This is a genomic window from Streptomyces lacrimifluminis (assembly GCF_014646095.1).
In the GTDB taxonomy this organism is placed as follows: domain Bacteria; phylum Actinomycetota; class Actinomycetes; order Streptomycetales; family Streptomycetaceae; genus Streptomyces; species Streptomyces lacrimifluminis.
Genome location: NZ_BMMU01000043.1, coordinates 16,025 through 37,362, shown reverse-complemented (window position 1 = coordinate 37,362; position 21,338 = coordinate 16,025). Strand labels below are relative to the sequence as shown.

16 protein-coding genes are annotated in these 21,338 nt (G+C 69.8%); 12 read left to right on the top strand and 4 right to left on the bottom strand.

What is annotated here, in order from left to right; translation table 11 throughout:
- Positions 1-1,617 carry a carboxyl transferase domain-containing protein gene (locus IEY89_RS36510; protein ID WP_189151848.1) on the bottom strand — a complete coding sequence of 539 codons (1,617 nt, stop codon included), beginning with the start codon at positions 1,615-1,617 and terminating at the stop codon, positions 1-3.
- Between the two features lie 120 nt (positions 1,618-1,737).
- Here IEY89_RS36510 and IEY89_RS36505 point away from each other — a divergent pair, with 120 nt between their 5' ends.
- From IEY89_RS36505 to IEY89_RS36495, 3 genes are all read left to right on the top strand, one after another.
- On the top strand, positions 1,738-2,334 hold the full coding sequence (locus IEY89_RS36505) for an SACE_7040 family transcriptional regulator (RefSeq protein WP_189151847.1): 597 nt from the start codon (positions 1,738-1,740) through the stop codon (positions 2,332-2,334).
- Between the two features lie 96 nt (positions 2,335-2,430).
- A complete protein-coding gene (locus IEY89_RS36500; protein ID WP_189151846.1) occupies positions 2,431-3,588 on the top strand; it encodes an acyl-CoA dehydrogenase family protein in 1,158 nt (385 codons plus the stop codon).
- A 115-nt stretch (positions 3,589-3,703) separates the two neighbouring features.
- Positions 3,704-4,585 (top strand): acyl-CoA thioesterase, encoded by an 882-nt coding sequence (locus IEY89_RS36495; protein WP_189151845.1) that lies wholly within the window; start codon positions 3,704-3,706, stop codon positions 4,583-4,585.
- 9 nt (positions 4,586-4,594) lie between these two features.
- On the opposite strand, the gene IEY89_RS36490 is transcribed toward IEY89_RS36495, so the two are convergent.
- Positions 4,595-5,389, bottom strand: coding sequence for a phosphatase (locus IEY89_RS36490; protein ID WP_189151844.1), 795 nt, complete (start codon positions 5,387-5,389; stop codon positions 4,595-4,597).
- A 296-nt stretch (positions 5,390-5,685) separates the two neighbouring features.
- On the opposite strand from IEY89_RS36490, the gene speB reads away from it, so the two are divergent.
- From speB to IEY89_RS36470, 4 genes are all read left to right on the top strand, one after another.
- Positions 5,686-6,711 carry an agmatinase gene (speB, locus tag IEY89_RS36485; RefSeq protein WP_189151843.1) on the top strand — a complete coding sequence of 342 codons (1,026 nt, stop codon included), beginning with the start codon at positions 5,686-5,688 and terminating at the stop codon, positions 6,709-6,711.
- Complete coding sequence (locus tag IEY89_RS36480) at positions 6,708-8,408, top strand: thiamine pyrophosphate-binding protein (RefSeq protein ID WP_189151842.1); 1,701 nt, start codon at positions 6,708-6,710, stop codon at positions 8,406-8,408. Before speB ends, IEY89_RS36480 begins: the two co-directional genes overlap by 4 nt.
- Before the next feature lie 415 nt (positions 8,409-8,823).
- Positions 8,824-9,255: a hypothetical protein gene (locus IEY89_RS36475; RefSeq protein WP_189151841.1), complete on the top strand. Its 432-nt coding sequence runs from the start codon at positions 8,824-8,826 to the stop codon at positions 9,253-9,255.
- Positions 9,256-9,370: 115 nt separating this feature from the next.
- Positions 9,371-9,550 (top strand): superinfection immunity protein, encoded by a 180-nt coding sequence (locus tag IEY89_RS36470; RefSeq protein WP_189151840.1) that lies wholly within the window; start codon positions 9,371-9,373, stop codon positions 9,548-9,550.
- A gap of 64 nt (positions 9,551-9,614) precedes the next feature.
- Here IEY89_RS36470 and IEY89_RS36465 read toward each other — a convergent pair whose 3' ends face one another.
- Entirely contained in the window at positions 9,615-10,424 is an 810-nt protein-coding gene (locus tag IEY89_RS36465) for an endonuclease I family protein (RefSeq protein ID WP_189151839.1), read from the bottom strand.
- Positions 10,425-10,657: 233 nt separating this feature from the next.
- Complete coding sequence (locus IEY89_RS36460) at positions 10,658-12,934, bottom strand: ArnT family glycosyltransferase (protein WP_189151838.1); 2,277 nt, start codon at positions 12,932-12,934, stop codon at positions 10,658-10,660.
- Positions 12,935-13,165: 231 nt separating this feature from the next.
- Here IEY89_RS36460 and IEY89_RS36455 point away from each other — a divergent pair, with 231 nt between their 5' ends.
- The 5 genes from IEY89_RS36455 to IEY89_RS36435 all read left to right on the top strand — a co-directional run bounded on the left by IEY89_RS36455 (position 13,166) and on the right by IEY89_RS36435 (position 21,272).
- Positions 13,166-14,026 carry a serine hydrolase gene (locus tag IEY89_RS36455; RefSeq protein ID WP_189151837.1) on the top strand — a complete coding sequence of 287 codons (861 nt, stop codon included), beginning with the start codon at positions 13,166-13,168 and terminating at the stop codon, positions 14,024-14,026.
- Positions 14,027-14,121: 95 nt separating this feature from the next.
- Positions 14,122-15,177, top strand: coding sequence for an esterase-like activity of phytase family protein (locus IEY89_RS36450; protein ID WP_189151836.1), 1,056 nt, complete (start codon positions 14,122-14,124; stop codon positions 15,175-15,177).
- Between the two features lie 158 nt (positions 15,178-15,335).
- Positions 15,336-19,103, top strand: coding sequence for an ABC transporter ATP-binding protein (locus tag IEY89_RS36445; RefSeq protein WP_189151857.1), 3,768 nt, complete (start codon positions 15,336-15,338; stop codon positions 19,101-19,103).
- A gap of 212 nt (positions 19,104-19,315) precedes the next feature.
- Positions 19,316-19,684: a hypothetical protein gene (locus IEY89_RS36440; RefSeq protein WP_189151856.1), complete on the top strand. Its 369-nt coding sequence runs from the start codon at positions 19,316-19,318 to the stop codon at positions 19,682-19,684.
- Positions 19,685-19,802: 118 nt separating this feature from the next.
- Positions 19,803-21,272, top strand: coding sequence for a S28 family serine protease (locus tag IEY89_RS36435; RefSeq protein ID WP_189151835.1), 1,470 nt, complete (start codon positions 19,803-19,805; stop codon positions 21,270-21,272).
- Positions 21,273-21,338 lie beyond the last annotated feature (66 nt).

Here is a 21,338-nt window from a genome sequence, read left to right as displayed (position 1 = left end):
TCACATCCGGAAGACGCCGAACTGGGGGTCGCCCAGTGGCGCGTTGGCGCAGGCGGTGAGCGCGAGACCCAGTACCTGGCGGGTTTCGAGGGGGTCGATGACGCCGTCGTCCCAGAGCCGGGCGGTCGCGTAGTAGGCGTTGCCCTGACGCTCGTACTGCGCGCGGATCGGGTCCTTGAAGGCGTCCTCGTCCGCCGCAGGCCAGGACTCCCCGCGCCCCTCCAACTGGTCCCGTTTGACGGTCGCGAGGACGGACGCGGCCTGCTCGCCGCCCATGACCGAGATCTTGGCGCCGGGCCACATCCACAGGAAGCGCGGCGAATACGCCCGGCCGCACATGGAGTAGTTCCCCGCGCCGTACGAACCGCCGACCACGACCGTCAGCTTGGGCACGCGTGTGCAGGCCACGGCCGTGACCATCTTGGCGCCGTGCTTGGCGATGCCCCCCGCCTCGTAGTCCCGGCCCACCATGAAGCCGGAGATGTTCTGGAGGAACAGCAGGGGGATGCCGCGCTGGTCGCAGAGCTCGATGAAGTGGGCGCCCTTCTGGGCGGATTCGGAGAACAGGATGCCGTTGTTGCCGATGACCCCGACCGGGTGCCCGTGGATGTGTGCGAAGCCGGTGACGAGGGTCTGCCCGAACTCGGCCTTGAACTCCGAGAAACGGGAACCGTCGACCACGCGCGCGATGATCTCCCGTACGTCGTAGGGCGTGCGGGAATCGGTGGGTACGGCGCCGTAGAGGCCGTGGGGGTCGACCTTGGGCTCGATGGACTGCTGGACGCCCCAGGGCAGCGGCCCGCGAGCGGGGAGGGTGGCGGCGATGTTCCGCACGATGCGCAGGGCGTGCGCGTCGTCCTCGGCGAGATGGTCGGTGACGCCCGACACGCGCGCGTGGACGTCCCCTCCGCCCAGTTCCTCGGCGGTCACCACCTCACCCGTGGCGGCCTTCACCAGCGGGGGACCGCCCAGGAAGATGGTCCCCTGATTGCGGACGATGACCGCTTCGTCGCTCATGGCCGGGACGTAGGCACCCCCCGCGGTGCACGATCCGAGCACGGCGGCGATCTGCGGAATCCCGGCGCCGGACATCCGTGCCTGGTTGAAGAAGATCCGCCCGAAGTGGTCGCGGTCGGGGAAGACCTCGTCCTGCATGGGCAGGAAGGCGCCCCCGGAATCCACCAGGTAGATGCACGGAAGCCGGTTGTCGAGGGCGATCTCCTGCGCGCGCAGATGCTTCTTGACGGTCATCGGGTAGTACGTGCCGCCCTTGACGGTGGCGTCGTTGGCGACGATCACGCACTCGCGCCCGCTGACCCGCCCGATCCCGGCGATGACACCGGCGGCGGGCGCCTGCCCCTCGTACATCCCGTCGGCGGCGAGAGGGGCGATCTCCAGGAAGGGTGACCCGGGGTCGAGGAGCCGGTCGACGCGCTCCCGGGGGAGCAGCTTCCCGCGCGCGGTGTGCCGCTCCCGGGCCTTCTCGCCCCCGCCCAGCCGGGCCGCGGCCAGCTTGCCGTGCAGTTCCCCGACCAGCGCGCGATGAGCCGCCTCGTTGGCCCGCCAGGCCTCCGACGCGGGGTCCGCCGTGCTGTGCAGCTCCGGTGCCTCCTGCATCCTGCGGTCCCCTCACCCGGTGATCGCCCAGTGGTCACCCGGCGGGCGACTGGTTAATGAGCGTTAACGTCATTTCCTTCAGGTTAACGACCGCTAACCTCCGTGTCTAGAATCAATCGCATGGCCACCAGAACCGACGCCCCGACCCGCCGCGAACAGATCCTCAAGGAGGCCGCCAGGCTCTTCGCCGAGCGCGGTTTCCATGGCGTGGGCGTGGACGAGATAGGGGCGGCCGTGGGCATCAGCGGCCCCGGCCTCTACCGCCACTTCCCGGGCAAGGACGCGATGCTCGCCGAGCTGCTGGTGGGCATCAGCGGCCAGCTCCTGACGGGCGGCAAACGGCGGGTGTCCGAGGCCGACGGGGACCCCGGGGCGCTCCTCGACTCCCTCATCGAGGGCCACATCGACTTCGCCCTCGACGACCGCCCCCTGATCACCCTCCACGACCGCGAACTGGACCGCCTGCGCGACAGCGACCGCAAGCTGGTGCGTCAGCTCCAGCGGCAGTACGTCGAGCTGTGGGTGGAGGTGGTCCGGGAGGTCTATCCGGAGCTGACGGAACCGACCGCGCGCTCCGCGGTCCACTCGGTCTTCGGCCTCCTGAACTCGACCCCGCACCTGGGCCGCCCGGGCGCGCTGCCCGGCCGGGGCGTCACCGCGGGCCTGCTGCACCGGATGGCGAGGGGTGCCTTCGCGGCGGCGGGGGCGGGAGAGTGATGAGCGTTACGGCCCAACTCCACTGGACGGGGCTTCGTACTCGCCGGTACGGTTGATCTGAGCAAGCGCTTAGGTGTTCGAGTCGAGGAGGCGGCGGTGCGCCGTACTGTGTTCAATGAGGACCACGAGGCGTTCCGGGAGACCCTTCGCGCCTTCATCGAGGCCGAGGTCGTTCCCGTCTACGACGAGTGGTTCGCCGCCGGCCAGGCGCCGCGCGACTTCTACTACAAGCTCGCCGAGCTGGGCGTCTTCGGCATCCGCGTCGACGAGGAGTACGGCGGCGCCGGCATCGACTCGTACAAGTTCGAGGCCGTCCTGTACGAGGAGACCGCGCGCGCGGGTGTCTCCTTCGGCGGCTCCGGTGTGCACGTGCTGCTCGGTCTGCCGTACGTCAAGCTGCTCGCCACCGACGAGCAGAAGAAGCGCTACCTGCCGAAGTTCGTCTCCGGTGAGGAGATGTGGGCGATCGCGATGACCGAGCCGGGCACCGGCTCCGACCTCGCGGGCATGAAGACCACCGCCAAGCTGAGCGAGGACGGCACCCACTACGTCCTCAACGGCTCCAAGACCTTCATCACCGGTGGTGTCCACGCCGACCAGATGATCGTCTGCGCCCGCACCGACGCGCCCAGCGCCGAGGACCGCCGCCACGGCATATCCCTCCTCGTGGTGGACACCAAGTCCGAGGGCTACTCGATCGGCCGCAAGCTGGACAAGCTCGGCCTGAAGACCTCCGACACCGCCGAGCTGGCGTTCGTCGACGTCAAGGTGCCCGTCGAGAACCTCCTCGGCGAGGAGAACAAGGGCTTCTCCTACCTCGGCCACAACCTCGCCTCCGAGCGCTGGGGCATCGCCTACGGCGCGTACGCGCAGGCCAAGGCGGCTGTGCGGTTCGCCCAGCAGTACGTCCAGGAGCGTGTCGTCTTCGGCAAGCCGGTCGCGCACTTCCAGAACACCAAGTTCGAGCTGGCCGCCTGCAAGGCCGAGGTGGACGCCGCCGAGGCCGTCGCCGACCGTGCCACCGAGGCCCTGGACGCGGGCGAGCTGACCCCGGCCGAGGCCGCCAGCGCCAAGCTGTTCTGCACCGAGGTCGCGCACCGCGTCATCGACCGCTGCCTCCAGCTGCACGGCGGCTACGGCTTCATGAACGAGTACCCGATCGCCCGCCTGTACGCCGACAACCGCGTCAACCGGATCTACGGCGGCACCAGCGAGATCATGAAGTCGATCATCGCCAAGGACATGGGCCTGTAGGTACTTCCGCACGGCCGGGATCGCACGGCTGGGATCTGCGGGCCTGTCAGGACCTGGGCTGCCAGGACATGGGCCCGTAAGGTCCCGGAAATTACTGACCCGTAGAAATGACTGCATGAGTCAGGCACTTCAGTCTCTCCTCGATCTGCTCGACCTTGAGCAGATCGAGGAGAACATCTTCCGCGGCCGGTCCAGGCCCGCCATCGTCCCGCGTGTCTTCGGCGGGCAGGTCGCGGCCCAGGCCCTCGTCGCCGCCGGCCGGACGGTCCCCGCCGACCGCCCCGCCCACTCGCTCCACTCGTACTTCCTGCGCCCCGGCGACCCCGGTGTGCCGATCGTCTACACCGTCGACCGCATCCGGGACGGCCGTTCCTTCACCACCCGCCGCGTAGTCGCGGTCCAGCACGGACAGCCGATCTTCCACCTCTCCGCGTCCTTCCAGCGGCACGAGGACGGCCTCGACCACCAGGCCCCGATGCCCGTCGCCCCCGACCCGGCGACCCTCCCCACGGCCGAGGAACAGCTCCCGCGGTACGCGCACCTGGACCCGGCGGTCGTGGAGAAGTTCCTCCGGTCCCGCGAGGCCGTCGACCTCCGCTACGTCGACGACCCGCCCTACGGCAGGTTCGGCGAGCCCCGCGAACCGCGCTCCCAGGTCTGGTTCCGTACGAACGGCAAGCTCGGCGGCGCCGTCGACGAACCGCTGCTGCACGTCTGCCTCGCCACGTACGTCTCCGACATGACGCTGCTCGACTCCGTCCTGCTCGCGCACGGACGCGGCGGCTGGGCGGTGGGCGATGTGGTCGGCGCCTCCCTGGACCACGCGATGTGGTTCCACCGCCCGTTCCGCGCCGACGAATGGCTGCTGTACGACCAGGAGTCACCGTCCGCGTCCGGCGGCCGTGGCCTCGGCCAGGGCCGCATCTACACGCAGGACGGGCAGCTGGCCATCACGGTCATCCAGGAGGGCGTGATCAGGGTCCCCCGCACGCCCTGACGTGCGTTTCTAGTCGTCGAGCAGCCCGGCCTCGGTCAGCAGGAACGCCGTCAGCGGGTCGTAGAAGCGCGGGCTCGTCACATGGTCGTCGAGCGGAACGGCGACCTGGAGGGTGCCTTCCGCCTCGGCCAGGAACAGCGCCGGATCGTTGCAGTCCGCGTATCCCACGGAGTCGATGCCGTGCTGTGCGGCGTACCCCGCCCAGCCGTGGTCGGCGACGACCAGGTCGGGCAGCGGGCGGCCCTCCCGCTCAAGGCCCGTCAGGATCGCGCGCATCGGCTCGCCGGAGTGCGTGTGCCACAGCGAGGCCCCGTGCTCCAGCACCGCCACGTCCGCGAACTGGAACACGTACCCCTCGTCCGTCGTCAGACCGTCCGGAATGACGACGATCTCGCAGCCGGCGGCCCGCAGCGCGTCGGCCGTGGCGCGGTGCACGTCGAGCAGGCCGCCAGGGTGGCCGGTCGCGAACAGCACCCGCTCGTGCCCGTCGGCCGCCTTGCGCAGCCGGGCAGCCAGCCGCTCCAGCGCGGCGACCGTCAGCTCGGGGTCGATGGTGTCCTGGCCGTAGCGGTGCTCGGGATCGTCGTTGACGCCGACCCGCTCGGCCATCACCGCGAGCACGTCCTGCTCGTCGCTCCAGCGGTCGCCCAGCTCCAGCCCGAGCCAGTAGTGCCGTTCGCCGTTCGCCAGCTTGCGGTAGTGGGAGAGGTTGTTCTCGCGGGGCGTGGCGACATCACCCGCGATACGGGTTTTCACAAGGTGATCGACAAGCTCGGCGCGGCTGGGAATCCCGGGTATCGGCATGCCTCCCATTGTGAGGCAGGCGACACCGCGAGCACCCGGGCGTACCGGCCGCTGGGACGCAGGTCACGCCGCCCGGCCATCGGGGACCGTATGTCCGGATCGTCGAGGTCCGTGGTGAGGAGAGCCCTGTTCAGCGCCCGCCGCACCCGGTCGGGCACCGTCGCCTCCCGGTCACCACCTACGCTGGCGCGAGCGGCTCGTCGGGCGCACCATCGAACTCGTACCGAAACCCGTATCGGCGGATCCGAATCCATATCCAAACCGGCCCCGAGGCGCAGGAAAGAAGGCAGAACAGCATGACCAGCAGTTACGAGGCGTACGAGACGCCCCGCGGCCCCGTCGACTCGTCGCGCATCCCGAGGTACGCCGGTCCCGCGACCTTCGCGCGGCTGCCGCGCCTCGACGAGGTCGGCGGACGTGCGGATGTCGCCGTGGTCGGGGTGCCGTTCGACTCGGGTGTCTCGTACCGGCCGGGCGCCCGCTTCGGCGGCAACGCGATCCGCGAGGCGTCGCGGCTGCTGCGGCCGTACAACCCGGCGCAGGACGCGTCCCCGTTCGCGCTGGCGCAGGTGGCGGACGCCGGAGACATCGCCGTCAACCCGTTCGACATCAACGAGGCGGTGGAGACGGTGGAGGCGGCGGCCGACGAACTGCTGGGGACGGGGGCGAGGATGATGACCCTCGGCGGCGACCACACGATCGCGCTTCCCCTCCTGCGCTCGGTCGCGAAGAAGCACGGCCCGGTGGCCCTGCTCCACTTCGACGCGCACCTCGACACCTGGGACACCTACTTCGGCGCCGAGTACACGCACGGGACGCCGTTCCGGCGGGCGGTGGAGGAAGGCATCCTGGACACCTCCGCCCTCTCGCACGTCGGCACGCGCGGCCCGCTGTACGGCAGGCAGGACCTGGACGACGACGCGAAGATGGGCTTCGGCATCGTGACGTCGGCGGACGTGATGCGGCGCGGCGTCGACGAGGTCGCCGACCAGCTCCGCCAGCGCATCGGGGACCGCCCGCTCTACATCTCCATCGACATCGACTGCCTCGACCCGGCGTTCGCACCCGGCACGGGCACGCCGGAGGCCGGCGGGATGACGTCGAGGGAGCTGCTGGAGATCCTGCGGGGCCTGGCGTCCTGCAACCTGGTCTCGGCGGACGTCGTGGAAGTCGCCCCCGCGTACGATCACGCGGAGATCACCTCGGTCGCGGCGTCGCACACGGCGTACGAACTGACGACGATCATGTCCCGCCAGATCGCCCAGCAGATCGCACAGGCCCGCAGGGACAGGGACGAGAACAAGGACGGCGAAACGCAGTGACCCACGACCACGACCTGGTACTGAAGCCGACCGCCGCCCAGACGGAGGCCGCGCTCAACCCGCCCCCCGGCCGCAACGGCGGAGACCTGGTCGTGGAGACGCTGGCCGGCCTCGGCACGACGACGGTCTTCGGCCTGCCCGGCCAGCACGCCCTGGGTCTGTTCGACGCGCTGCGCCGCTCCGACCTGCGGTACATCGGTCTGCGGGTGGAGAACAACGCGGGGTTCGCGGCGGACGCGTACGGCAGGATCACGGGCGAGGCGGCGCCGCTGCTGCTGTCGACGGGCCCGGGCGCACTCACCTCGCTCGCGGCGCTCCAGGAAGCGGCGGCGGCCTCGGCCCCTGTCCTGGCGATCAGCAGTCAGATCCCGACGGCGGGGCTGGGCGGCGGCAGGCACGGCTACCTCCATGAACTCCCGGACCAGCAGGCGTCGTTCAGGGGTGTGGTGAAATCGGTCCACACGGTCCGTACGCAGTCCCAGATCCCGTCGGTGATCGAGGCGGCCTGGAAGTCGGCGCTCACGGCCCCGCACGGCCCGGTGTGGGTGGAGATCCCGCAGGACGTACTGCTGGCGGAAACCCCGATTCCCGTGGTGACGGGCGGCGACGCCTTCCCCGAGGAACTGCCCCCGCGCCCCGAACTGACGGCGCTGGCAGCCCACTTGCTGTCGAACGCCGAGCGCCCGGCGATCATCGCGGGCGGCGGGGTCGTACGGGCGGACGCCTCGGGCAAGCTGCGGGCGCTGGCGGAACGCCTCCGGGCCCCGGTGGTGACGACGTACGGCGGCAAGGGCGCGTTCCCGTGGACGCACCCGCTGTCGTTGCAGTCCTGGCTGGAGGACCGGCACATGACCGACTTCCTGGAGGACGCGGACGTCCTGCTGGTCGTCGGCTCGGGCCTGGGCGAACTCTCCTCCAACTACCACACGTTCAAGCCGCGCGGCCGGATCGTCCAAGTCGAGGCGGACCTGGGCAAGTTGGAGGCCAACCACCCGGCGCTGGGCATCCATGCGGACGCGCGGCTGGCGTTGCAGGCGCTGCTGGAGACGGTGCCGGCGGTGAGGGAGGACGAGACGGCGGGGGAGACGGCGGGCGACCGGGTCCGGGGGGTACTGGACCGAGTCGCTGCGCGCCTCGCCGACCAGGAACTCACGCTGGAACAGGGCCTGTTGAAGTCGATCAGGGCGGCCTTGCCGTCCCGCTCCCCCTCCTTCTGGGACATGACGATTCTTTCGTACTGGGCATGGTCGGCCTTCGACCCGCGCGGCGCCAACACCATGCACTCGGCCCAGGGCGCGGGCGGCCTCGGCTACGCCTTCCCGGCGGCCCTGGGAGCGGCGGTGGCCGATCCGACGTACCCGGTGCTCGCGGTCTCGGGCGACGGCGGCGCGCTGTACGGGATCGCGGAGCTGGCGACGGCCCGGCAGTACGACCTCAACGTCACCTGGCTGATCGTCGACGACGGCGGCTACGGCATCCTGCGTGAGTACATGACGGACGCGTTCGGGGAGACGACGGGCACGGAGCTGGCGCGGCCGGACTACGTGGCACTGGCGGAGTCGTTCGGGGTGCCGGGGGTGCGGACGTCGGCGCAGAAGCTGGAGACGGACCTCGCGAAGGCGCTGGCGGCGCCGGGGCCGTCGGTGGTGGTGCTTCCGGCGGTGCTGCGGATGTTCGCGGCGACGCACTTGGGCTGACGGACGGGGACTGTCCGGCGCTGGAAGAATGAACGGACCAACAATCAGGCGCCACAACCGCGATCGAACCAGACGACCTCTCGGCGAGTGCACCCCGCGGACGGTCAAGGAAGGCCGTCTTGGTCTCGGTGAGGCGGCCACGCCGGGCCGGCCGCGAGAACGACGGAGACCCTGCGTGCACCCGGCTCCGGCAGACCGTGTCGGGGATGGTCGTACGCGTGAGGCGCGACCGGCAACGATTCCGGTCCCCAGGGGCAACCGACGAACCCGGTTGATCGTCTCCAGGGGCAAGTCGGACGAGAGCCTGCGTGCGAGAGCAAGTGACAAGCGGCAGAAGCGGATCGGACCGAGAACCCAAGGGGAAGAGGGCCGGATGATGAGTGCGGAAGCAGACCGGACCGGGCGACCCGGAACGGTGGACACGGCTTTCTGGGCCCTGGTCGCGGCGATTGCCGTGGACACCGTCATCTGGGTGCTGGACACGTTCGTCATCTCTCCCTCGGGGTTCGCGGAGATGCGTGAGGAGATGGGGCAGGGCGCGATGCGGCAGGTCGCCATGTCTGCGGGATTCCTGGTGGTCACCAGTGCGCTGTTCCTGCTCCTCGCCTTCAAGATGCGCGAGGGCCGTGGATGGGCACGGAACGGGCTCGCCGCCGTCGGTGCTCTGGGCATGCTCTTTTTCGTGGGCAGCATGAACATGAGTGGCTTCGACGAAGAGACGGCCGGCGAGATCGTCTATGCCCTGTTGGTCGGCAGCATCCCGGCCCTGCTCGCCCTCGGCGCCATCCTGTTGATGTTCCTGCCGACGTCCAACTCCTACTTCTCCTCCGCGGCACGCACCGCGTGAGGCTGCGCGAACGGGCGCGGCTGGAGAGCCTGTTGTCCCGTCGCCCGCGGCTCTCCGACTGTGATCCTCTCGGTCTTGGCCACGTGGAGTACGACGACATTCCGAAGATCAGTCCGTGGAGCACACGGTGAAAAGCTTGCTGGCCATCGTGGTCATGGTGGCCCTTGCCGTGCTTTACCTGCTGCCGTCGTACATCGCGTTCGCGCGCGGCGCGAAGGACCGGTGGTTGATCCTCGTCATCAACGTGTTCCTCGGCGGATCGATCATCGGGTTGCGGAACGACAGACGGCCCTGAACTCCCCGTGGGTCACGGCGAGTTCAGGGCAAGGCGGCAATGCGTACGCCCGCTGCCGGACCGGCTACCAGATCGCCTCGACCCACTCCGGGTGGTCGATGAACGGGTTGCGGTTCTTCTGGTAGGTGTCGTAGATCGCCTGGTTGCGCCTCTCCTCGAAGGCGCTCGGCGGGTCCTCGTCGTTCCACTGCTTGAGTACGGACAGCTTGCCCATGTACGGGTTGCTGCCGTTGTTGACCTTCTCGTTGGGCTCCAGGTCGGGCCAGCTGTCGTCGCCCTCGTAGCGCACGGCCATGTAGAGGATGATGCGCGCCACATCGCCCTTGTCCGCGTCGCGCGGCTCGAAGGAGTCGGAGTCCTTGAGGCTGCCTCCGCCGCCCGAGACCGTGCTGCCGCCGTTGTCGAAGTCCAGGTTGCCGCGGATGCTGTTGATCGTCACGTCGCAGGCGCGCAGGTGGTGCAGGTCCGTGCCGGGGCCGGTCGCCTCGCCGAAGTCGCCGTGGGACTTGGCCCAGGTGTGCTCGCGGTTCCAGTCGCCCACGTCGCCGCCGTTGAGGGACTTGCTGCGCGAGGCGCCGCTGTACAGCAGGATCACGTTGCTGCTGTTGTTGGGGTCCTGGTCGGTGACCTTGAGCGCGTTCCAGACCGCGGAGTACGAGATCTTCGTCTGGCTGCTGATGATCGTGTGCAGCGAGGACTTGAGGCTCGTGCCGGTCTTGCCGATCGCGTTCTTGTAGTACGTCGAGTCGTACGCGGTCGTCGTCGCGCCGGCCGGGGTGGCGGTCATCGTGGGGATGGCGAGGGCCGCCAGGACGGTCGAGGTGGCGAGCGCCACGGTCTTCCAACGGCGGGTGCGTATCTGCGTCGCGGGCATCGGGGGTGTCCGTTCTACGCGTGTCGAATGGGGGAGACATCCGGGAGCGTGACATGGACATGCGTTTCGGGCAATGAACTGCACGTGTCTGTTGGGTGACTTAAACCGGCAACTTGGTTGATTCCGCCGTGATTTGACGCGCGTAGAGCCAGGGGGAGGACAAGAGGTGGTCTGGAGAAGGGGGTGGCCCCTGACCGTGGTTTCGGTCAAGGGCCAGTCGGTGTCGGACGGGCTCAGCTGACGTCCGACGCGTCCAGTCGGTAGATCGTCGACGTCGGCGACGTCGACGAGTTCGATGCGTCGGACGACTCCGTCGCCGTGCCGCCGCTGTACTCGCTCTCCTTCACCGCCGTACCGTGCTCCTGCACCCAGGCCGTGACCTCCGAGCTGAGGCTGGAGCCGCCCATACCGCCCCCGCCGCCCATGCCGCCGCCGAGCTGGATGTAGTGCAACTCGCCCTTCTTCACCAGCTCCTTGAGCTTGGCCAGGGTCATCGCCTTGTCGGTGCCGGTCCAGCCCCACATGGAGATCACCGGCTCACCGCTGCTCACGATCAGCTGCGCCGCACCCTGTGAATTGGACACCGCCAGCAGCCACTTGGCGCCGTCCTGGTGCTTCTTCAGGTACGTGATCAGCTCGCTGTCGACACCGCCACCCATACCTCCGCCGCCACCGCCCATACCGCCGGGCTGCCCGTCCTGCTGCTGACCGCCGGCCTCGGCGCTCGTGCCGCCCGGCGGCGTACCCGTACCGCTACCCGGTTGGCCACTGCCCTGCTGACCGCTGCCGTCGGGTGCCCCGCTGGGCATACCGCCACTGGGCGGCGTACCCGTCTGGCCGCCCTGCTGACCGGACTCGGCCTGCCCACCCTGCTGTTGGCCGCTCTGCTGGCCCGGCCCGCCGCTGCCGCCACCGGGGAAACCGCCGCCCGCGCGACCGCCACCGCCGCCCCCGGGACCGCCCATGCCGCCGCCCGTCGAAGGCCCGGCCGTCGGGTTCGTGCCGCCCATGCCGCCACCCGTCGCGGAGGTCTCCGCGAAGGAGTACGCGGCCGGGCCCGCCACCGCCGCGACGATCGCCGCCACCACCGAGGCGGCCAGCAGCCGCACTCGCCGTCCGGTGCGGAAGACCAGCAGACCCGTGATCGCCAGTGCCATGACCACGGCGATCGTCGGCCACAGCCACGCGTTCCAGTCGGCGGTCCGGCGCAGCAGGACGATCGACCAGACGCCGGTGACGCCGAGGGCCGACGGGAGTACCCACACCCACCGCCTGTCGGTGCGGAACGCGCGCAGCAGGAGCACCCCGCCGCCACCGCACAGCGCCGCGATACCGGGCGCGAGGGCGGTCGTGTAGTACGGGTGCATCGTGCCCTCGGCCATGGCGAAGGTGAGGTAGTGGAGCAGTGCCCAGCCGCCCCACATCAGCAGCGCGGCGCGGGTCGCGTCCGTACGCGGGGCCCGGCCGATCAGTACCAGGCCGCCCACCAGCGCGATGCCCGCGAAGGGCAACAGCCAGGAGATCTGGCCGCCGAGGATCTCGTTGAACATCCGGCCGATACCGGCGGTCCCGGAGAAGCCGCCTCCACCGCCTCCACCGCCCCCGCCGTTGCCCTCGCCGCCGAGGACGCGGCCGAGGCCGTTGTAGCCCATGATCAGGTTCCAGGCGCTGCCGTCCGTCGAGCCGCCGATGTACGGGCGTTCGTCGGCCGGTACGAGGGACACGGCCGTGGCCCACCAGAAGCTGGCGACCGCGAGTGCGACGCCCGCGAGCAGCAGGTTCACGATCCGCTTCACGAGGCCCAGGTCGGCCGCGTACAGGTAGACCGCGAAGACGGCGGGCAGCGCGATGTAACCCTGGAGCATCTTCGTGTTGAAGGCGAGGCCGAAGCACACCGCCGAGCCGAGCAGCGGCAGCAGCCTGCCGTCGCGCGTGGCGCGCAGGGCGAGGGCCGCGCCGGCCACCATCAGGCAGACCAGCAGCGTGTCGGGGTTGTTGTCCCGGTTGATGGCCACGGTGATCGGGGTGAGCGCCAGGACCAGCGCGGCCACGGTGGCCGCCGTGTGCCCGAACACCCGCTTCACGGAGGAGTGCAGGATCCAGATGGTGCCGAGCGCGGACGCGATCAGTGGCGCCATCATCTGCCAGGTGCCGTAGCCGAACACACGGCAGGACAGGCCCATGACCATGAGGACGAAGGGCGGCTTGTCGACGGTGAGGAAGTTCCCCGCGTCGAGCGAGCCGAAGAACCACGCCTTCCAGCTCTGCGTGCCGCTCAGTACGGCCGCGCTGTAGAAGCTGTTGAGGCCGGAGGAGGAGAGGTTCCAGGAGTACAGGACCCCGGCCAGCAGCATGATCGCGAGCAGCGCGGGCAGCGACCAGCGCGGCGCCTTCTCGGGAGCGCGGGGCATGCCTGACGGGGCGGGGGCCGGTGGAGTCCCGGGGGCCGCGGGATCGGCGGCGGCGAGGGTCTCCGGGGCGTGGGGGTGTGGGTCGGTGGCAGATGTCACCGTCGAATCGTCCGGACGGTGGGTGGGTGCGCGCTGTGGCATGCCTGGGGGCCACCTGTGAATCAGGGCAACAGTGCGTCACGCGCGGTCCGGGCCTTCCCCAAGCGGGTCTCGACAGCAGTTCCCGAAAAAAAGTGCGACCGACGCACAACCATTCGCAGCGCAAGTGAGTCAGAAGAACACCAGCGTGCCGGGGGCGCGTTGATGTCCTTCACGGGGATGGGAACCTCCATGAATCACCACATATCCAGATCCGCGCGCGCCCGCGTACTCGGCGGCGCCGCAGTCTGTGCCGCGACCGTGCTGTCGCTCGTCGCCACCGCGACACCCGCCGGTGCGGCCACGGCGGCCGTCAGCTGTACGTCCGCCAAGCCCGCCCTCGCCACCAAGCTGAAGCGGGACATCACCACCGCCCTCTCCGGCCGTCGGGGCTCCGTCAGCGTCGGTGTCTTCGACCGGACCACGAAGACGACCTGCGTGTACCGGGCGCAGACCGCCTACGACTCCGCCAGCGTCGTCAAGGTGACCGTCCTGGGGGCCCTGCTCTGGGATGCCCAGAAGCAGAACCGTGCCCTGACGGCCACCGAGAAGAACCTCGCGAAGGCCATGATCACCAAGTCGGACAACGCGTCGACCACGAAGCTGTGGAACCAGCTGGGCCTGACGAAGATCAAGGCCTTCGTCGCGGCTGCCGGTATGACGCAGACCAAACCCGGCGCGAACGGCTACTGGGGTCTCACCCAGATCACCGCCCGTGACGAGCAGAAGCTCCTCGCCCTCACCACCATCACCAACGCCGTCCTGACCGACAACTCCCGTGCTTACATTCAGCAGTTGATGAGCCAGGTTGTCGCGTCCCAGCGCTGGGGCACACCGAAGGGCGCGCCCTCGGGTGTCTCCGTGCACGTCAAGAACGGCTGGCTGCAGCGCGCCACGAACGGCTGGCGCGTGCACAGCGTCGGCACGTTCAAGGGCGGCGGCCACGACTACATGATCACGGTGCTCACCCACGGCAACAGCACCTGGAACTACGGCATCGCGACCATCGAGGGCATCGCCAAGGTCGTCCACCGGGATCTCGCCGCGAGCTGATCGCGAGCTGTTCGCCGGCCGCCCGCGAGTTGGCCGCGAACCGACTTCACCGCAGCGTCTCCCGGCCGTCACCGACCCGATCTACGGTGACCGCCATGCGCCTGCGACCTCTGCGAACCCTGCTCACCACGGTCACCGCCGGCCTGGCGGCGGCCAGCTGTCTGACCGCCGCCGGACCGGCGAACGCCAACTCCCTCGCGCGTGACACCGGTACCGCCGCCAGTAACGCCTGTTCGCCCACCGTCTCCCTCGACCGCTTCTCCGACGCGCTCGACAAGACGACGTACGACGGCACCTTCGTCGGCAACCTCTCCGCGCTCGCGGTGGACCGGGACGGGAACCTCGCCGCCCTCTCCGACCGCTCGTCCCTGTTCACCCTGGACCGGCGGACCCTGAGCCCGACGGGCGTCGTCCCCCTCGCCGACGAGACCGGCGCCGCGCTCGACTCCGAGGGCCTGGTCGTCGACCGGGACAGCACCCGCCTCGTCTCCTCCGAGACGGAACCCTCCGTACGCCGCTACTCCCGCGACGGACGCATCCTCGACCGTCTCCCGGTGCCGGACGCGCTCAAGGTCGCCCCGGCCGGCCGCGCCACCGCCAACCAGACCTTCGAGGGGCTCACCCTCCTCCCCGGCGGCCGTACGCTCCTCGCCTCCATGGAGTACGCGATCTCCGGCGACTCCACCGGCATCGTCCGCTGGCAGACCTGGGAGCGCGGGGGCGGCCGTTTCGCTCTGGGTGCCCAGTACGCCTACCGCACCGACACCGGCCTGGGTGTCCCCGAGGTCGCGGCGACCCCCGACGGCCGGCTCCTCGTCCTGGAGCGAGGTTTCACCGCCGGCGTCGGCAACACCGTCCGCCTCTACCTGGCCGACCCGCGCCACGCCACGGACACGCGCGGTGTCGAGAACCTCACCGGCCAGGGCGGTGTACGTCTCGTCCGGAAGACCCTCCTCGCCGACATCGTGAACTGCCCGTCACTGGGAGCGACCGCCAAGCAGCCCCAGCCCAACCCCCTCCTCGACAACGTCGAGGGCATGGTCGTCACCGGTCGCACCCACGGGGGCCTGCGCGTCCTGCTGGTCAGCGACGACAACCAGAACGCCGTGCAGACGACCCGCTTCTACTTTCTGCGGGTCCGGACGTCGTAACCACGCGTGGCCGGAGGCATTGCGGAGCCATCGCGGAGGGATGAAATCCGCTTCCGCCCGTGTTGGTGCTTACCGGCGGAGTGCGGAATCGCGGATCTACGGAAGGCGCCGGAGTGGCAGAGCAGCGGGGGCGGAAGCCGGTACACGAACCGGAACAGGTGCCGGAAACGGCACCGGCACAGGCACCGGCAGCGGTAGCTGTACCGGGATGGGCACGGCGGCTGGTCGGATACGCCTGGCGGCATCCGAAGGACGTCGTGCTCTCCCTGGGCGCGTCCCTCGGCGGTATGGCCCTCATGGCGCTGGTCCCGCTGATCACCAAGGTGATCATCGACGACGTCATCGGCGACAAGAGCCGCTCCATGGCCCCCTGGGCGGGCGCGCTCGTCGTCGCCGCCGTCCTCGTCTACGTCCTCACGTACATCCGCCGCTACTACGGCGGACGGCTCGCCCTCGACGTCCAGTACGACCTGCGGACGGAGATGTTCGAGACGATCACCCGGCTCGACGGGCGCCGTCAGGACGAGATGTCGACCGGGCAGATCGTCGGCCGGGCCACCAGCGACCTCCAGCTGATCCAGAGCCTCTTCTACATGCTCCCGATGACCCTCGGGAACGTGCTGCTCTTCGTGATCTCCCTCGCGATCATGGCCTGGTTGTCCCTCCCGCTCACCCTGGTCGCGCTCGCCGTCGCCCCCGCCCTCTGGATCGTCGCCAAGCGCAGCCGTACGAAGCTCCACCCGGCCACCTGGTACGCGCAGGCCCAGGCCGCCGCCGTCGCCGGTGTCGTGGACGGCGCCGTGACCGGCGTACGCGTGGTGAAGGGGTTCGGGCAGGAGGACCAGGAGACGGGGAAGCTCAGGGAGGTCGGGCGGCGCCTGTTCGCGGGGCGGCTGCGGACCATCCGGTTCAACTCCGTCTACACCCCGGTACTGCAGGCCGTGCCCGTGCTCGGGCAGGTCGCCATGCTCGCGGTGGGCGGCTGGCTGGCCGTGGGCGGGAACATCACGCTCGGTACGTTCGTCGCCTTCTCCACCTATCTCGCGCAGCTCGTCGGGCCCGTGCGCATGCTCGCCATGGTGCTGACCGTCGCGCAGCAGGCACGGGCCGGCACCGAGCGTGTCCTCGAACTCATCGACACCAAGCCCTCCCTGGCCGACGGGCACAAGGACCTGCCCGCCGACGCCCCCGCCACCGTCGAGTTCGACGACGTCTCGTTCGGGTACGACCCCGAGCACCCCGTCCTCGACGGGCTCAGCTTCGAGATCCGGCCCGGCGAGACCCTCGCCGTCGTCGGCTCCTCCGGCTCCGGCAAGTCGACCGTCTCGCTCCTCCTGCCGCGCTTCTACGACGTGACACGCGGCGCGGTCCTCATCGGCGGCCACGATGTCCGCGAACTCACCCTCGACTCCCTCCGGGCCGCGATCGGGCTCGTCCCCGAGGACTCGTTCCTCTTCTCCGACACCGTCCGCAACAACATCGCGTACGGCCGTCCGGACGCGACCGAGGAACAGATCCTCACCGCCGCGCGCGCCGCCCAGGCGGACCGTTTCATCGCCGACCTGCCCCACGGCTACGACACCAAGGTCGGCGAGCACGGCCTCACCCTCTCCGGCGGCCAGCGGCAGCGCGTCGCACTCGCCCGCGCCATCCTCACCGACCCCCGGCTCCTCGTCCTCGACGACGCCACCTCCGCCGTGGACGCCCGCGTCGAGCACGAGATCCACGAGGCGCTCACCCACGTCATGGAGGGCCGGACGACCCTCCTCATCGCCCACCGCCGCTCCACCCTCGGCCTCGCCGACCGCATCGCCGTCCTCGACGACGGCCGCCTCGCCGACCTCGGCACCCACGAGGAACTCCAGGCCCGCTCCGCCCTGTACCGGCGGCTGCTGACCGACCCGGACGAGCTGGGCGGTGTCTCGCCCGGCCGCGCCCTGCCCTCCTCCGCGCCGCCCGAGGACACCTCCGTACGGGACGAGCTGGACGCCGAGTTCGACGCCGAACGCGGGGTCACCCCCAGGCTGTGGAACGGCGACCGGGAGCCCAAGGACACCGCGTTCGCCGGGATGCCGGCCACGCCCGAACTCCTCGCGCAGGTCGAGGCGTTGCCCCCGGCCGTCGACACCCCGGGCATCGACGAGGCGCGCGCGGTCACGCCCGAGGAGTCGTACGGGCTGAAGCGGCTGCTGCGCGGCTTCGGGAAGCCGTTGCTGCTGAGCCTCGCGCTGGTCGCCGTGGACGCCGGGATGGGACTGCTTCTGCCGATCCTGATCCGGCACGGCATCGACTCGGGCGTCTCCCAACTCGCCCTGGGGGCGGTGTGGGTGGCCGCCGGGCTCGCCCTGGTGTCCGTCGTCGTCCAGTGGGCGGCGCAGATCGCCGAGATGCGGATGACGGGCCGTACCGGCGAACGCGTCCTGTACGCACTCCGGTTGAAGATCTTCGCCCAGCTGCAACGCCTCGGACTCGACTACTACGAGCGGGAGTTGACCGGGCGGATCATGACGAGGATGACGACGGACGTCGACGCCCTCTCCACGTTCCTGCAGACCGGGCTGGTCACCGCCTTCGTCTCCGTCGTCACCTTCTTCGGCATCATGGTCGCCCTGGTGGTGATCGACGTAGAGCTCGCGCTCGTCGTGTTCGTCACCATCCCCGTGCTGGTCGTAGGGACGTTCTACTTCCGCCGGGCGAGCGTGAAGGCGTACGAACTCGCCCGTGAGCGCGTGTCCGTGGTCAACGCCGACCTCCAGGAGTCGGTGGCCGGGCTGCGGATCGTGCAGGCGTTCCGGGGCGAGCGGGCAGGCGCGAAGCGGTTCGCGGAGGGCAGCGACAGTTATCGCCGGGCGCGCGTGCGCGGGCAGTGGCTGATCTCCGTGTACTTCCCCTTCGTGCAGCTGCTGGCCTCGGTCGCGGCTGCGGCGGTGCTGATCGTGGGGGCGGGACGGATCGACGACGGGACGCTGACGACCGGTGCGCTGGTCGCCTACCTCCTCTACATCGACCTGTTCTTCGCGCCCGTGCAACAGCTCTCGCAGGTCTTCGACGGGTACCAGCAGGCGACGGTCTCGCTGGGCCGCATCCAGGAACTCCTCCAGGAACGGACCTCGACCCAGGCCGCCGAGGAACCGCTGGAGGTGCTCTCCCTGCGCGGGGACATCGCCTTCGAGGGCGTGGACTTCGCGTACGGTTCCGGCGACGACGCCGAAGAGGCCCTGAGCGGCGTCCGGTTGACGATTCCGGCCGGGCAGACCGTCGCCTTCGTCGGGGAGACCGGCGCCGGCAAGTCGACGCTCGTGAAGCTGGTCGCCCGCTTCTACGACCCGACCGGCGGCCGGGTCACCGTCGACGGCACCGATCTGCGCGCCCTCGACATCACCTCGTACCGCCATCGCCTCGGGGTCGTGCCGCAGGAGGCGTACCTGTTCCAGGGGACCGTGCGGGACGCCATCGCCTACGGGCGGCCGGACGCCACCGACGCCCAGGTGGAGGCGGCGGCGCGGGCGGTCGGGGCGCACGACATGATCGCCACGCTGGAGGGCGGCTACCTGCACGAGGTCGCCGAGCGCGGACGCAACCTCTCGGCGGGGCAGCGCCAGCTGATCGCGCTGGCCCGCGCGGAACTGGTCGACCCGGACATCCTGCTTCTCGACGAGGCGACGGCGGCACTGGACCTGGCCACCGAGTCCCAGGTCAACCAGGCCACGGACCGCCTCGCAGGCCGCCGTACGACGCTCGTCGTCGCCCACCGCCTCACCACGGCGGCCCGCGCCGACCGGGTCGTCCTCATGGACCACGGCCGGGTCGCGGAGGACGGCACCCACGAGGAACTGCTCCAACTCGACGGCAAGTACGCCGAGTTGTGGCGGACCTTCGTAGGCGCACCGGACCAGGAGGAACCGGTTACGTCGTCATCCCGCTGACTGGACGCGCCCCAAAGGGGCGCGGGGCTGTGTCGATATGCGGCTCCGCCGCGGGGCGCGACCAGCCACAGGCGACCCGCAGGCGAAGTACGACCGACCTTCCCGCGGAGCACCACGCAACCGTTGGCCATGGCCTCTGCGTCCGTACATCAGTACGGTAATGCGCGGCAACGGGAGGGGAGACGGTGAGCGCTGGTTGGGTACGGCGGCGCATGGCACTGGCACTGGCCGTGCTGACCGCGTCCGGGATGCTCTCCCTTGTGAGCCCGGGTACGGCCGAAGCGGCCTCCGCTGCTTCCGCGTGCTCCGGCCGCAAGGCGAAAACGCTGACCTTCTCCACCGGCGTGGTGCGCGTCTACCGGCGCAGCGGCTACGTCTGCGCGGTGACCGTGCCCAAGCGGCCGGGCGTCCGCCAGTGGATGTCGGTGAGCATACGGGCGCGGGGCGGGCGTCCGGTCGTCGACAAGGGGCTGTTCTCGAAGCGGGCCGGCCCGGTGACCGTGCACGCGGGGCGACGGCAGGTGTGGATCCAGGGGGCGGTCGGACGGGGATCGGTCAGCTCTGGCTGGATCCGGTGCTGATCCGCTTCCCCGACCCTATTTCCTGATCCCCTGCCCGAGGGATTTCCCTATCTCCCCTGGTGCGCCGGTAGTTGCTCCGATAGCTTCCGGCGCACAGATGTTTCATAGGGGAGGGTGCATGCGCAAGGCGCTCAGATGGCTGCTCGCGCTCGCCGTGCTGATAGGCACCGTGAGTACGGCGGGGGCGGCGACCGCCGCTCAGCCGGAAGCCATATCCGGCACCAAGAGCAGTACCAGTACCACCAGCACCGCCAGTTCGGACATCAAGGACCGGCTCCTCGCGATCCCGGGCATGAGCCTGATCCAGGAGAAGCCGTACACCGGCTACCGGTACTTCGTCCTCGACTACACCCAGCCGATCGACCACCGGCGACCGTCCAAGGGCACGTTCCAGCAGCGCATCACCGTCCTGCACAAGGACGTCTCACGCCCGACGGTCTTCTTCACCAGCGGGTACTTCGTTAACACGAACCCCAGTCGCAGCGAGCCGACGCGGATCGTCGACGGCAACCAGGTCTCCCTGGAGTACCGCTTCTTCACGCCGTCCCGGCCCGAACCGGCGGACTGGTCCAAGCTGGACATCTGGCAGGCGGCCAGCGACCAGCACCGCGTCTTCAAGGCGCTCAAGCCGATCTACGCCAAGAAGTGGCTGTCCACGGGCGGTTCCAAGGGCGGCATGACCGCCACGTACTACGAGCGCTTCTACCCGCGCGACATGGACGGCGTCGTCGCGTACGTCGCCCCCAACGACGTGGTGAACAACGAGGACTCGGCGTACGACCGGTTCTTCGCACGCGTCGGCACCAAGGAGTGCCGCGACCGGCTGAACGCCGTACAGCGCGAGGCGCTCGTGCGCCGGGAGCCGCTGGAGAAGAAGTACGCGGAGTACGCCGTCGCCGAGGGCTCCACCTTCGACACCATCGGCAGCCTCGACAAGGCGTACGAGGCCACCGTGCTCGACTACGTGTGGGGATTCTGGCAGTACAGCCTGCTCGCCGACTGCGAATCCATCCCGGCGGACGCGAAGAACGCGACCGACGACGACATCTGGACCTCGATCGACACGATCATCGGGTTCTCCGCCTACACCGACCAGGGCCTGGAGCCGTACACGCCGTACTACTACCAGGCGGGCACCCAACTCGGCGCGCCCACCATCAAGTTCCCGCACATCGAGAAGAAGTACATCCGCTACGGCTACCAGCCGCCGCGCAACTTCGTCCCCCGGGACATCTCGATGAGGTTCCAGCCGCAGGCGATGCGTGACGTCGACAACTGGGTGAAGAACCGTGCCCGGCACATGCTGTTCGTGAACGGGCAGAACGACCCGTGGAGCGCCGAGCCGTTCCGTCTCGGCAAGGGCGCGAAGGACTCGTACGTCTTCACCGCCCCCGGCCTGAACCACGGCGCGAAGGTCGAGAGTCTGGTCCCCGAGCAGAAGGCGCTCGCCACGGCCCGCATCCTGGAGTGGGCCGGCGTCGCCTCGACCGCCGTCCGGTCGAACCCATCGGTGGCCAAGCCGCTGGCGACGTACGACGCCAGGCTCGACAAGCGCAACATCGAGCGCGAGCCCACGCTGCGGCCGTAACGACCTTGGAAAGTATGGGCAGTTGATCGCGAGGCGGCCCCCGGTGACAGGTCACCGGGGGCCGCC